The organism is Pseudomonas sp. PvP009 (assembly GCF_017832995.1).
GTDB classification, from domain to species: domain Bacteria; phylum Pseudomonadota; class Gammaproteobacteria; order Pseudomonadales; family Pseudomonadaceae; genus Aquipseudomonas; species Aquipseudomonas syringae.
In genome coordinates this window covers 2143492-2157620 of record NZ_JAFIBG010000001.1, presented here as the reverse complement: position 1 = coordinate 2157620, position 14129 = coordinate 2143492, and the positions used below count along the sequence as shown (strand labels likewise).

Below are 14129 nucleotides of genomic sequence, written 5' to 3'. Positions count from 1 at the left end.
ATTCATGATTATTAGAAAATAGACTTGATGGGTTGCGAAGTCGATACTGTGTGTATGTGATTTACCCCAATCAAGGAGAACGTCCTTGTCAAACGCTTCACGCTTTTCGCTTACCTCCCTTTCCCCGCTGGCTCAATGGGCGGGTCTGATCCTGATGGCCGGCATTGCCGGGCAACTGCTCAAACTGTTCGATATGCCTGCTGCGATGTTTCTCGGGCCCATGCTGGTCGCCATCGGCTTTGGCGTATCAGGTGCCAGCATCCGCATGCCCAAGCGGGCCTTTCAACTCGGTCAGGGCACGGTTGGCGTGCTGATCGCGCATGCCATGTCAGTCAGCGTGCTGCTCACCGCCCTTCATTCATGGCATGTCATGCTTCTGGCGACCATTCTCACGGTGGTGCTTAGCGCGGCGGTTGGGCTGGTGCTGGTGCGCTTTGCCGGTATCCCGAGCAACACCGCAGCCTGGGGCACGTCACCGGGCGCGGCTTCGGCAATGGTCGCGATGTCCGAGGATTACGGTGCCGATTCGCGCATCGTCGCCACCATGCAATATGTGCGCGTCGTCTGCGTGGTCACTATCGGCGCGCTGGTCAGCCATTTCATCGGCGCCCCGGATTCCGCTGCGGCCCTGCACACCAGTGCAGCGGTACTGCCCAGCCTGAACCTTGTCGACCTTGCGCTGAGCCTGGCAGTGATTGCCGCAGGCGTGACCCTCGGCTCGCGCCTCCCGGCAGGTGCCCTGCTGGTGCCACTGATGCTGGGCGGCGCGCTGCAACTGAGTGGCGTGATGCAGATCACCGTTCCGGCCTGGTTGCTGCCCATCGCTTACGGTGCCATAGGCTGCTACGTCGGCCTGCGTTTCGACCGGCCGACGGTCCAGTACGTCTGGAGACGGCTGCCGATGATGATTCTGGCCTCATTGCTGTTGATCGTGCTCTGCGCCGTGTCGGCCTGGCTGATTGCCGTGATGCTGGGCAAGGATTATCTCTCTGTGTACCTGGCGACCAGCCCGGGCGGCCTGGACACCATGGCCATTATTGCCATCGATACGCATGCCGACGTCGGTTTCGTGTTGGCGATGCAGACCCTGCGCCTGTTCGGCGTGATCCTGACCGGCAGCTTCCTGGCCCGGCAGATCATCCGCCTGACCGACAAACGCATCCCTGCGCTTTGAGTTGCAGATTTCAGGCTTGAGGCGACAGCCCAGGCTTGACCCAGTGGTTTATTCCAGTCCCGCCAGAGCGCTGGCCAGGCTTGGCGCCAGCGGCAACACCGGCAATAACGTGGCCTGATAGGCGTGATAAAGGTCCGGCTTGCCGGGCCATATGTCTGCGCTGGGCTCGTTGCGCTCGTTCAGCTCATGGCGCCAGCTGCCATGTTCGTGATCGATGAACAGGGTCTCGTTGAACTCCCAGAAACAGCGATACCAGTCTTCATACTGCTGCTCGCCGGTACGTTGCAGCAATGCGGCAGCAGCAGCGGCCGCCTCGCAGTGAGTCCAGTGCAGGCGATGACGGACCACCGGCTGGTTCTGCCAGTCGAGGGTGTAGACAATACCCGGTGCTCCATCGACATCCCAACCGTACTGGCAGGCATTGGCAAACAGTTGGCGGGCGTCGTCCAGCAACCATTCGGGGTTGGTGCGTCCGGCCTGACGGCGCGCGGCCTCCAGATGCAACACCAGCCGCGCCCACTCGAAGGCATGCCCCGGCGTAGTGCCGAAGGGCCGGAAACCGTCAGCCGGGTTTTCCCGGTTGTAATCGGGCAGCGGCTGCCAGTCCTGGGTGAAATGCTCGATGACCTGAAAGTTGTTGGCACCGGCATGCTCATGGATAACCCGCTCGACAATGCTCAGCGCCCGGTCGAGCCACTGCGCGTCACCCGTCACATCGGCGAGTGCAAGGAAGGCTTCGGTGCTGTGCATGTTGCTGTTGGCGCCGCGATACGATTCCTCATTGCTCCAGTCCCGCGCGAACGACTCACGCATGGCGCCTTCCTGCTCGCTCCAGAAATGCGTCTGGATCACCTGGATGGCGTCGGACAGCAATGCCTGCGCGCCAGGCCGCCCCGCCACCACGGCAGAACTGGCCGCCAGTGCGACGAACGCATGCAGATAAGCCTGTTTTTCGGTCTTGCCGCCGTCTTCGAGCGCGGCACTGAACCAGCCGCCGTGTTCGGCATCGTGCAACGGTCCGCGCAGTGCGGCGATACCGTGATCGACCAGCGCAGCACAGCCGGGAATGCCCTGCGCATGCGCCATGGCAAAACAGTGGGTCATGCGCGCCGTGTTCATGGTTCCTGCGGTGGCACCGACCATCAGCCGACCGTAGTCATCAAGACTGCCGAAGCCGTTGTCCAGCCTGGAAGCCTTGGCGAAGGTCAACAGACGATTGCCTTCCAGTGCCAGCCACTGGTGATGGGCTGGCGAGCGCAGCCAACTGCTGAAGGTTTGATTATTGTTATTCATGAAGCGATGCCGCCCCCTTCGATAAGGTTGTGCCCAGACTGTACCGGAGGTCATTTCGACCGAGGGCATAATGCGCGTCCGGTCGATCGTCGGCAAGCGGACACAATCTGTATCAATGTAGGGTTTTACACCTTGAAGCGTGAGACCACCTGGCTCAGATCGGCCGCCAGACGCGACAATTCGTGGCTCGACGCACTGATCTGGTTGGCACCCTGAGTCGACTGCATGGACAGATCGCGAATGTTGACGATATTGCGATCGACCTCACGCGAGACTTGCGCCTGCTCTTCCGCCGCGCTGGCAATCACCAGATTGCGCTCGGAAATCTGATTGATCGACGAGGTGATTTCGCTCAAGGACTCGCCCGCGCCCTTGGCCAGCGCCAGCGTCGAGTCGGCCCGATCGCGGCTGGTGTTCATCGATTCGAGTGCCTGCGCCGAACCGCTGCGCATGGCACTGACCATCGAATCGATTTCCAGGGTCGACTGCTGGGTGCGATGCGCCAACGCCCGGACTTCGTCCGCCACCACCGCGAAACCACGGCCCGACTCGCCTGCACGTGCCGCTTCGATGGCGGCGTTGAGTGCCAACAGGTTGGTCTGCTCGGCAATCGAGCGGATCACGTCCAGCACTTTACCGATGTCCTGCGACTGATTGGCAAGGTTTTGCACCAGCATCGAGGTGGCCTGCACGTTGTCGGTCAGCGTCTGGATCGACTGCACCGTCTCGATCACCCGCGTCTGGCCCGCCAATGCCGAGGTACTGGACTGGTTGGAGGCGTCCGACGTGGACACGGCATTACGCGCAACTTCTTCTACTGCCGAGGTCATTTCGTTGATCGCTGTAGCGGCCTGATCGATCTCTGCATTCTGCTGGTTCAAGCCGCGGTAGCTGTCTTCGGTGACCGAGTTGAGCTCGGTAGCGGCCGATGCCAGTTGGGTGGCCGAACTGCCGATGTGGCGCATGGCTTCACGCAGATTGACCTGCATCATCGCCAGCGCACGCAACAGTCGGGTGACTTCGTCTTCGCCATCGACTTCGATGGTATGGGTCAGGTCGCCGTTGGCAACCTGCTCGGCAGCGGTTACCGCACGCTGCAGCGGACCGACGATGCTGCGGGTCAGCCAGAGCGCCAGGCCGATGGTGCACAGCGCAGCAATCACCACGAAGATAATGACGATGTCGCGCGACTTGTCGTACTGGGCCTCGGCCGACTTGCCTTCCGCATCGACCTTGGTGACATAAAAGTCCGCCAGGTCACCGAGTTGCTTGCCGGAGCCGTCGACGATCTGCTTCATGTCGACCAGCAGCAGCTTGTTCAGCCCGACGCTGTCGCTCTGGCCGGCCAGTACAAAGGAGCGGTCCAGCGCACTGCGGTATTGGCCCATGGTCACCATGAACTGGTCGGTCAGCGTCTTCTCTTCGGGCGTGTCGACAAAGGTCTTGAGGACAGACAGCTTCTTGTCCAGATCGCCCAGGCGTACGTCCAGCTGGCCACGGTAGGTCGGAATGCTCGCAGGATCGGTGTCCAGCGCCATGCGCAAGGAAATGGTCCGAATGCGCAGCATGATTTCGCGGATATCGTTGACCACTCGCATGCTGGGCAGCCAGTTGGTCTCCACCGCCACTTCACTCTGGCGAATGGTCGACATCTGCGCCAGCGCAAACCACCCCAGCAAAGCCACCAACAGGGAAATGAGGGTAAAACCCAGACCGGCACGACGAGCGATAGTGAGTTTGCGTAAATTCATGACCAGGGCTCTTTATATTTTTTGGAGGGCAGTATCCGACGCGAAGTTGTCAGACAACCGACAGCGTATCGCCCTGGTCAGGCAATTCTTTAGGACGGCCTGCGATCATTTGCAGGGTTGCTTAAAGTAACGGCCAATAGCTGGGCCGGTGTTCGCTGATCACAGTGCTGTCATCAGCCGCCCGAAGCCATCTGCCAGAGCCGCGCCACATCGCGCGCGCGCTCGTGCAACAGGCGGCGGGTATCGCGGCAGGCCTGCTCGAGACTCATTGGTCCGCTGACCAGAGCAAATGCTGCGCCGATGCCATGCGCGTACAGCTGCTCGTAGCCTTCGCTCAGAGTTCCCGCCAGCACAATCACCGGCACTTGCCGACGCTGGGCGACCCGCGCAACGCCAAGCGGGGTCTTGCCACGCAGGGTTTGCGCGTCGAAACGGCCTTCGCCGGTAATGACCAGATCGGCACCGATCAACGCCTGTTCCAGCCCAGTCAGATCGGCCACCACTTCCACGCCGGCACGAAACGAGGCCTTCAGGTAGGCCTTGGCGGCAAAGCCCATGCCCCCGGCCGCACCGCTGCCAGGACTATTGCGCAAGTCCTCGCCGAGGACCTGAGCCGTTTGGTCAGCAAAACAGCCGAGCGCGGCGTCCAGCGCCATGACCTGCTCGGGCGATGCGCCTTTTTGCGGGCCGAAGATAGATGAGGCGCCATTCGGTCCGCAGAGTGGATTATCGACGTCGGCGGCGATCTCGATGCACACGTCAGACAAGCGTGGATCAAAACCGCTCAGATCGATACGCGCCAGCTCGGCAAGCGCGAGCCCACCGGGCGCCAGCGGCTGATCATCGGCATCCAGAAAGCGCGCCCCCAAGGCCGTAAGCATGCCGCTGCCGCCATCGTTGGTTGCGCTGCCGCCGATGGCCAGAATCACCCGACGGGCCCCCGCATCCAGTGCCGCCGAGATCAATTGGCCGGTGCCTTCCGTGCTGGTCACACAGGCGTCGCGTTGTGCCAGGGTCAGCAGTTGCAAGCCACTGGCCATGGCCATTTCGATGATTGCGGTCCCGCTCTCCGCCAGCCAGCCCCAATGGGCAGTGACCGGGGCGCCCAGCGGGCCGCTGACGCTGGCGCTCATCAGCTCGCCATTGCAGGCAGCCAGCAGCGCCTCGATGGTGCCCTCACCGCCGTCTGCCATCGGGCATTTGATCAACTCGGCATGCGGCCAGACTTCTGCCAGACCACTGGCGATCGCGTCGGCAACTGCCTGGGCGCTGAGGCTGTCTTTGAACGAGTCGGGGGCGATGACTATTTTCATTGTTGTTCTCCAGATCCGGTACTCGAATGCTCTCATTCAAAACCGTGCTTTCCGCCTGTCGACTGCACAATGATCCGTCGCCATTCTCGGGCGTTTGAACAAAACCCGGCTTCAGGTCTGGCGAGTGATCATCTGCGCCCCCAGGTACAGCCGCAGCAGGTCGTCGGTCTTGTAGGGATCGCAGCCCGTCAACTCGCCAATCTTCTCCAGCCGGTAGCGCAGGCTGTTGCGATGGATACCCAGCGCTTCGGCGCAGGCCTGACTTTCGCCGCTGTACTCGAACCATTTGCACAAGGTGTCGAGCAGTTGAGTATGCGTGTGCAGACGCTCCAACGGCTCGGCGACGTGTTCCGCCAGCCAGTCATGCCGGTAGCGCCAGAACAGCACCGGCAACCGATACGCTTCAAGACGCAGCAGACGCTGCGCCGGCCTTGCCTGGCTGGCGTAGTCGAGCAGATCCCGCGCTGCGGCGCAGGCCTGGCGCAGGGTGGGCAGGTCTGCCGATTGCGCCACGGTGGCCATACGCTGCACTGGCCAGTGGTGTTCATCGAACTGCTTGAGCAGCAGCGCATCGTCACGCTCCTTGCCCGTCGCGCGGCACCAGTACAGCAAGGTGGGCTCGCGCAGCACGCACCAGCTGTCGGCGTAGCGCGTGCCAAGCCATTTGGCAGCCTGGCTGGCAGCCAGCCCCTCCTCGCCAAACTGCAGCAGCACCACCTGACGCGCCATGTGCGGCTGCAAACCCAGCTGGCGCGCTTCATCCACCAGGCTGTCGGGACACTCCGGCAACAGCAGGCGAGCGAGCAGGTCTTCGCTGCGCTGCGCCCGCCATTGAAGATCAGCCTGCTGACGACGCTGTTCCATGAGCATCTCGGCAGTCATCTTCACCAATTCGCCATACACCCGCACCTCGTCCGGCTCGCCAGTGATGCCGAGCACGCCCACCAGTTGATGGTCGAGCATCAGCGGCAGGTTGACGCCGGGCTTGACACCCCCGAGTTGCGACGCCGCCAGGGAATCGATTTCCACCACCTGCCGGTTGGCCAGCACTCGCTGCGCGCCTTCATGACGGGTACACAATCGCTCGGCATCACCGCTGCCGATGATGATGCCCAGGTAGTCCATGACATTGACGTTGTACGGCAGGATGGCCATGGCCCGGTCGACGATGTCCTGAGCCAGCGCTCGATCAAGGGCGAACATGAACGACTCCGGACGCGTGGCGAGGCTTGCAATGGTTGGGCATATGGATACATTTTGTTGAAGTTATAGAACGCCCGAGTGTGCCTGAAAGTAGGCACGGGCGCGACGTACATGGCAGAGTGCCCGCGTCGACCTTTTGAACCCTCGAATATGTGTGCACAGGCCCCCTTTGATCAAATTCCGACTCGCCAGCCTGCTGTCGCTGCTGACCCTGCAAGCCTGCACGTCAATGGCAGAAAGCGAAGAGCCAAAGCAACGCTTTGAAGACTACCGTCAGCAGACCCTCGAGCTGATCCGCAACCAGCGCAACTTCCAGACCGCCGACCACCAGGCCGAACTGGACTGGAACGCGCCGCGCCAGTGGACCCCGAGCGGGACACCCAAGGGCGGCGTGCTGCTGGTGCACGGCCTGGGGGATTCGGCGTGGTCGTTTCATGACGTTGCACAGACGCTCGCCGCTCAGGGCTATCTGGTCCGAACCGTGCTGTTGCCGGGGCATGGCACCAAGCCCGAAGACATGCTCGACGTGCGCCTCGAACAGTGGCAGCAAGTGGTGCGCGAACAGGCGCAGTTGCTCGGTCGCGAAGTGCCGAAGGTTTATCTGGGCGGTTTTTCGACCGGTGCCAATCTGGTCCTCGATTACGCCTATGGTCATGACGAAATCGCCGGTCTGCTCTTGTTCTCGCCAGCATTTCGCTCCAACAGCGGCTATGCCTGGCTGACCCCGTGGATCGGCTGGGCACGACCCTGGCTTGCCGCGCCGAACGAAGGCCTGCGCCCAATGCAGACGCCGGTTCGCTACATGAACATGCCCACCAATGGTTTTGCCCAGTTCTATCGCAGCAGCGCGCTGGCCCAGGACCGTTTGCATCAGCGGCGCTATGACAAGCCGGTGTTCATCGCCATCGCCGAGCACGACTCGGTACTCGACACTGATTACGTGCTGGATAATTTCAACCAGCGCTTCAGCAATCCCGCCAGTCGCCTGATCTGGTACGGCGACCTGCCCGCCCGGGCTGCCAATACGCCGCGCGTCGAGGCGCGCAAGGACTACCTGCCGGAATACCGCATCAGCCGCTTCTCACACATGGGCCTGCTTTTTTCAGCGGACAATCCGCTTTACGGCCTATCGGGCAGCCAGCGTATCTGCTGGAACGGCCAGAGCACGGCAGACACCGCCAAGTGCATGGCAGGCGAGCCGGTGTGGTATTCGGATTGGGGCTATACCGAGCCGGGCAAGATCCATGCGCGGCTGACCTTTAACCCGTATTTCGAGTGGCAGACACACGTGATGCTCGGCGTGCTGAACGCAACGCCGTAGTACGCAACCACCGCCCTTGTATTGTTGATACCGGGGGCCACGCCTATTTAGGAGCGAACTTGTTCGCGAAGGCGGCGTGTTGAACACAAAATCTTCTGCGGCTGTGCGGGCCCTTTCGCGAACAAGTTCGCTCCTACATTTTGCCGTACGCTCAAGCATGGGGGCTTTTGTAGGAGCGAACTTGTTCGCGAAGGCGTTGTGTTGAACGCCAAATCTTCTGCGTCTGTACGGGCCCTTTCGCGAACAAGTTCGCTCCTACTTTTTTGCCATACGCTCAAGCATGGGGGCTTTTGTAGGAGCGAACTTGTTCGCAAAGGCGGTGTTTTGAACACCAAATCTTCTGCGGCCGTACGGGCCCTTTCGCGAACAAGTTCGCTTGTATGGTAAGACTTGAAGGGAGGAGGAGGGACTTAGTTCGCTTCTGACTGTTCGCGCAGTACAGACCCGTAGGAGATTTCACCCCTCCTCCTTTCACCCAAGCGCCGATAAAGAATGCTTAAGGCTCACAACCTACGATAGAAACAAGCCTGCGCCTCTGGGTGGCCCCTTCAAGTCTGTAAACCTTATCCCCGAGGAGGCGTTATGGCAATGCGGGTTACTCTGGAAAAACCGATCATCGGTGTAGATGTCGCCAAGAATGAGCTGGTGATCTACCACGATCAATATGATCGACTTGAGGCAATCCCCAATACCAAAGTCGCCATCACCCAATGGCTGAAGGCCTTGGCGAGCAGCTGCGCCATCGCCATCGAAGCCACTAACGTCTATCACGTCCTGTTCGCGGATGCGGCCCACGAAGCAGGCTGTGACGTTTATATGGTGGATGGCTATCAGCTCAGTCATTACCGTAAAGGCGTCAACATACGCGCCAAAACCGATGCCCAAGATGCTCGTTTGTTGGCCCGATACCTGAAAAACGAGCTTGATGAGTTGCGGCCCTGGATACCTGCGAGCCCGCTTTATCGGCAGCTTCTGAGCCTGTTCCGACGTCGTGCAGCCTTGGTTCAGGCTCGTACTGGCCTGGTACAAAGCTGGACCAACGAGCCTTTTCTGAGAACAGCGTTCGCCAATCAGGTCAACTCGATGAAACGATTTGAGGCGCTCGTTGAAAAGAAGATTCGCGATGTACTGCAGGAAGCCGGGCTGATGAGGCAGGTCAACCGCTGTATGAAAGTAGAAGGGATCGGCTTTCTGACTGCAGCTCGTTTGGTCACTTCTTTTCAGCGAGGCGAGTTCAGCGCAGCGAACGCCTTTATCGCGTTTCTTGGGCTGGACCTGAGAGTATCCAAATCAGGGCAAAGTGATGGACCTCGTCGATTGACCAAACGCGGCGATCCAGAAGCCCGACGGTTGCTGCACAACGCGGCTATGTCCGGGAGCCGTACGCCGGCCTGGAAGCCTTTTTATGAAGAGCAGAGAAAGCGTGGCTTTAGTACAACTCAAGCGCTGGTCATGCTCTCCCGAAAGTTGGCTCGAGTAGTCTTCGCTCTGTTAAAGAACCAGAGCGAATATCAAACAAAAGTGGCTTGAGGGCTTTCCCAAAACCATAGAATCTCCTACATTTCTGCCATACGCTTGAGCATGGGGTGCTTTTGTAGGAGCGAACTTGTTCGCGAAGGCGTTGTGTTGAACGCCAAATCTTCTGCGGCTGTAAGAGTACTTTCGCGAACACGTTAGCTCCTACATTTTTGCCGTACGCTCAAGCATAGAGTGCTTTTGTAGGAGCGAACTTGTTCGCGAAGGCGTTGTGTTGAACGCAAAATCTTCTGCGGCTGTAAGGGTACTTTAGCGAACAAGTTCGCTCCTACATTTTTGCCGCACGCTCAAGCATGGAGGGCTTCTGTGGGAGCGAACTTGTTCGCGAAGGCGTTGTGTTGAACGCCAAATCTTCTGCGGCTGCAAGGGCCCTTTCGCGAACACGTTCGCTCCTACATTTTGCCGTACGCTCAAGCATGGGCTTTTGTAGGAACGAACTTGTTCGCGAAGGCGGTGTTTTGAACACCAAATCTTCTGCGGCTGTAAGGGCCCTTTCGCGAACAAGTTCGCTCCTACATTTTGCCGTACGCTCAAGCATAGAGTGCTTTTGTAGGAGCGAACTTGTTCGCGAAGGCGGTGTTTTGAACGCCAAATCTTCTGCGGCTGTAAGGGCCCTTTCGCGAACAAGTTCGCTTGTATGGTAAGACTTGAAGGGAGGAGGAGGGACTTAGTTCGCTTCTGACTGTTCGCGCAGTACAGACCCGTAGGAGATTTCACCCCTCCTCCTTTCACCCAAGCGCCGATAAAGAATGCTTAAGGCTCACAACCTACGATAGAAACAAGCCTGCGCCTCTGGGTGGCCCCTTCAAGTCTGTAAACCTTATCCCCGAGGAGGCGTTATGGCAATGCGGGTTACTCTGGAAAAACCGATCATCGGTGTAGATGTCGCCAAGAATGAGCTGGTGATCTACCACGATCAATATGATCGACTTGAGGCAATCCCCAATACCAAAGTCGCCATCACCCAATGGCTGAAGGCCTTGGCGAGCAGCTGCGCCATCGCCATCGAAGCCACTAACGTCTATCACGTCCTGTTCGCGGATGCGGCCCACGAAGCAGGCTGTGACGTTTATATGGTGGATGGCTATCAGCTCAGTCATTACCGTAAAGGCGTCAACATACGCGCCAAAACCGATGCCCAAGATGCTCGTTTGTTGGCCCGATACCTGAAAAACGAGCTTGATGAGTTGCGGCCCTGGATACCTGCGAGCCCGCTTTATCGGCAGCTTCTGAGCCTGTTCCGACGTCGTGCAGCCTTGGTTCAGGCTCGTACTGGCCTGGTACAAAGCTGGACCAACGAGCCTTTTCTGAGAACAGCGTTCGCCAATCAGGTCAACTCGATGAAACGATTTGAGGCGCTCGTTGAAAAGAAGATTCGCGATGTACTGCAGGAAGCCGGGCTGATGAGGCAGGTCAACCGCTGTATGAAAGTAGAAGGGATCGGCTTTCTGACTGCAGCTCGTTTGGTCACTTCTTTTCAGCGAGGCGAGTTCAGCGCAGCGAACGCCTTTATCGCGTTTCTTGGGCTGGACCTGAGAGTATCCAAATCAGGGCAAAGTGATGGACCTCGTCGATTGACCAAACGCGGCGATCCAGAAGCCCGACGGTTGCTGCACAACGCGGCTATGTCCGGGAGCCGTACGCCGGCCTGGAAGCCTTTTTATGAAGAGCAGAGAAAGCGTGGCTTTAGTACAACTCAAGCGCTGGTCATGCTCTCCCGAAAGTTGGCTCGAGTAGTCTTCGCTCTGTTAAAGAACCAGAGCGAATATCAAACAAAAGTGGCTTGAGGGCTTTCCCAAAACCATAGAATCTCCTACATTTTTGCCGTACGCTCAAGCATGGAGGGCTTCTGTGGGAGCGAACTTGTTCGCGAAGGCGGTGTTTTGAACGCCAAATCTTCTGCGGCTGTACGGGCCCTTTCGCGAACACGTTAGCTCCTACATTTTTGCCGTACGCTCAAGCATGAGGGGCTCTTGTGGGAGCAAACACGTTCGCGCCTACTCCAGCGGGACCAGCCGCTCTCGGCTGTTGCTCAGGTGCGTCCACATCGCCGCGCGCGCGGCATCCGGGTCTTTGCGGCGAATGGCGCTGAGCAGTGCTTCGTGTTCGAGGTTGGCCAGGTAGCCCTGATGCGCAAGGTTGTTGCCTGCCCGCTCGCTCGATGCAATGCGGCTGCGCGGAATGACCGCGCTGCCCAAGTGTTGCATGATCTCCAGAAAATATGGGTTGCCGGTGGCTTCTGCGATCAGCATGTGGAAGCGTTTGTCAGCCTCGACACAGCTGTCGTCGTTGGCCAGCAGGTCCTGATAATCATCCAGCGCCTGACGCATGGCTGCCAGTTGCTCATCGGTACGGCGCACAGCCGCCAGCGCCACGGCCTGGGTTTCCAGGCCGATACGCAGTTCGATGATATCGCGCACTCTGGAAACGGTCTCGACCTTGAGCCGCAGCCCCGTCTGGTCACTGCGCTCGAGCACGAATGTGCCGATGCCGTGATGGGTCACCACCAGCCCGGACGCCTGCAATTTGGAGATCGCTTCACGCACCACAGTTCGACTGACGCCGTGCTCGCGAACGATCTGGTTCTCGGACGGCAGCTTCTGTCCGGGTGCGATCTTGCCGAGCAGAATTCGCTGGCTCAGTTCGGTGACCAGATCAGTGGCCAGGCTGTGCTGACGGCGTTTGGGCGCTGTGCTGGCAGGCTCTTGCATAATGAATGAATCCTGACTTGTCTGTTTAAGCTGCCGTATCACGGCCGTGGCAGCGCGAATACTGGGCTGGGAGCGGCCAGAAGCCGGGTTTAACAGCCCTGCGCAGTTGTCTTACTTGTATTACAAGCATTCCCCGCCTGTCAAAGCGCCTGTTTCCGCGCATCTTGCCTTCCGTCAGCCATTGCGCTCAATTGCACCCACCAAGCCCAGCTAATGCATACAAGCAAAACCCCTGTATTTATTGGTCTAAACTTCAATTCAACGCGGTCGTATATGCCGGGCACACCTGCACAACGGCGAATGCCTCCGGTTTAATAATCTCGCAGATCATCACTGCCAAGGGATTGCAGAACGGCTTTTTACTTGTATGATGACCGACAATGCGAAGGACACACTTCGCACATACCCGCATAAAAACAACGAGTGGGAGATTCAATTGTGAGCACATCCAATTCCAGGATGGCCGACGGCACAGATTCGGTTCTGAATTCAGCCGTATCCAAGGTCAAACGTCACGTCCTGCCGCTTTTCGTCATCATGTTCATCGTCAACTACATCGACCGGGTCAACATCGGCTTCGTGCGTTCGCACATGGAGCATGACCTGGGTATCGGCGCTGCAGCCTATGGCCTGGGTGCCGGACTGTTCTTCATCGGCTATGCCCTCTTCGAAGTCCCTTCCAACATCCTGCTGCAGAAAGTCGGCGCGCGTATCTGGCTGACGCGAATCATGCTCACCTGGGGCATCGTCGCCGCCTGCATGGCCTTCATCCAGACCGAAACCCACTTCTACATCCTGCGCTTTCTGCTCGGCGTGGCCGAGGCCGGTTTCTTTCCAGGTGTGATCTACTACTTCACCCGCTGGCTGCCCGGCGTCGAGCGTGGCAAGGCGATTGCCATCTTTCTCAGCGGCTCGGCCATCGCCTCGCTGATCTCGGGCCCGTTGTCCGGCCTGCTGTTGCAAATCACCGGTTTCGGCCTGAAAGGCTGGCAGTGGATGTACTTCATCGAAGGCATGTTCTCGGTCGGCCTGTGCTTCTTCGTCTGGTTCTGGCTGGACTCCAAGCCACACGATGCCAAGTGGCTGACCCGCGAAGAACAGGATGCGCTGGTCAACGCCATCGATGCCGAACAGGCTGCCCGTGAAGCGGCGACGCCGGTCAAGGCCTCCATCGGCAAGCTGCTCAAGGACGGTCAGATCATTCTGTTCTGCCTGATCTACTTCTTCATCCAGCTGACGATTTACGCAGCGACGTTCTGGCTGCCGAGCATTATCCGCAAAATGGGCAGTCTGACTGACTTCGAAGTCGGCATGTTCAACTCGATTCCGTGGCTGCTGTCGATCATCGGCATGTACGTGTTCGCCACGCTGTCAGCCAAATGGAAACGCCAGCAGGCCTGGGTAGCCATTGCGCTGCTGATTGCTGCTGCCGGGATGTTCATGTCGACCACCGGCAGTCCGATCTTCGCCTTCGTTGCCATCTGCTTTGCAGCGCTGGGTTTCAAGTCGGCTTCTTCGTTGTTCTGGCCGATCCCACAGGCTTATCTGGACGCACGGATCGCCGCTGCGGTCATCGCGCTGATCAATTCGGTGGGCAACCTCGGCGGCTTCGTGGCACCGACCACCTTCGGCCTGCTGGAAGAACACACCGGCTCGATCCAGGGCGGACTGTATGGCCTGACCGCCACTTCGATCATCGCCGCGATCATTGTTTTCGCCGCGCGCAATAACCCCAAGCCTGGCGCGACGCCGGTCGCCGCCATTCAGACGCCGGCAACCCACTGATGCACGTGCGCAGCCGCTTTTTCATCGGTCATATTTTCAAGG

The 14129-nt window shown here is 59.1% G+C and carries 10 protein-coding genes; 5 read left to right on the top strand and 5 right to left on the bottom strand.

Going from position 1 to position 14129, the window contains the following annotated elements; all coding sequences use genetic code 11:
- Positions 1-85 precede the first annotated feature (85 nt).
- Positions 86-1174 carry an AbrB family transcriptional regulator gene (locus JOE29_RS09585; protein ID WP_003426246.1) on the top strand — a complete coding sequence of 363 codons (1089 nt, stop codon included), beginning with the start codon at positions 86-88 and terminating at the stop codon, positions 1172-1174.
- A gap of 48 nt (positions 1175-1222) precedes the next feature.
- Here the strand turns inward: JOE29_RS09585 and JOE29_RS09580 are convergent, their stop codons facing one another.
- From JOE29_RS09580 to JOE29_RS09565, 4 genes are all read right to left on the bottom strand, one after another.
- Entirely contained in the window at positions 1223-2467 is a 1245-nt protein-coding gene (locus JOE29_RS09580) for an AGE family epimerase/isomerase (RefSeq protein WP_210079427.1), read from the bottom strand.
- A 125-nt stretch (positions 2468-2592) separates the two neighbouring features.
- A complete protein-coding gene (locus JOE29_RS09575; RefSeq protein ID WP_210079426.1) occupies positions 2593-4218 on the bottom strand; it encodes a methyl-accepting chemotaxis protein in 1626 nt (541 codons plus the stop codon).
- 173 nt (positions 4219-4391) lie between these two features.
- Complete coding sequence (locus JOE29_RS09570) at positions 4392-5531, bottom strand: glycerate kinase (protein WP_044313390.1); 1140 nt, start codon at positions 5529-5531, stop codon at positions 4392-4394.
- 111 nt (positions 5532-5642) lie between these two features.
- Positions 5643-6734, bottom strand: a complete 1092-nt coding sequence (locus tag JOE29_RS09565; protein ID WP_003411518.1) for a sugar diacid recognition domain-containing protein — start codon at positions 6732-6734, stop codon at positions 5643-5645.
- Between the two features lie 229 nt (positions 6735-6963).
- Here JOE29_RS09565 and JOE29_RS09560 point away from each other — a divergent pair, with 229 nt between their 5' ends.
- The 3 genes from JOE29_RS09560 (at position 6964) to JOE29_RS09550 (ending at position 11378) form a co-directional block, all read left to right on the top strand.
- Entirely contained in the window at positions 6964-8055 is a 1092-nt protein-coding gene (locus JOE29_RS09560) for an alpha/beta fold hydrolase (RefSeq protein WP_177205385.1), read from the top strand.
- Between the two features lie 582 nt (positions 8056-8637).
- On the top strand, positions 8638-9585 hold the full coding sequence (locus JOE29_RS09555; protein ID WP_024648092.1) for an IS110 family transposase: 948 nt from the start codon (positions 8638-8640) through the stop codon (positions 9583-9585).
- Positions 9586-10430: 845 nt separating this feature from the next.
- Complete coding sequence (locus tag JOE29_RS09550; protein WP_024648092.1) at positions 10431-11378, top strand: IS110 family transposase; 948 nt, start codon at positions 10431-10433, stop codon at positions 11376-11378.
- A 210-nt stretch (positions 11379-11588) separates the two neighbouring features.
- Here the strand turns inward: JOE29_RS09550 and JOE29_RS09545 are convergent, their stop codons facing one another.
- Positions 11589-12302, bottom strand: coding sequence for a FadR/GntR family transcriptional regulator (locus JOE29_RS09545; RefSeq protein WP_003411521.1), 714 nt, complete (start codon positions 12300-12302; stop codon positions 11589-11591).
- Positions 12303-12761: 459 nt separating this feature from the next.
- Here JOE29_RS09545 and JOE29_RS09540 point away from each other — a divergent pair, with 459 nt between their 5' ends.
- Complete coding sequence (locus tag JOE29_RS09540) at positions 12762-14087, top strand: MFS transporter (protein ID WP_024648621.1); 1326 nt, start codon at positions 12762-12764, stop codon at positions 14085-14087.
- Positions 14088-14129 lie beyond the last annotated feature (42 nt).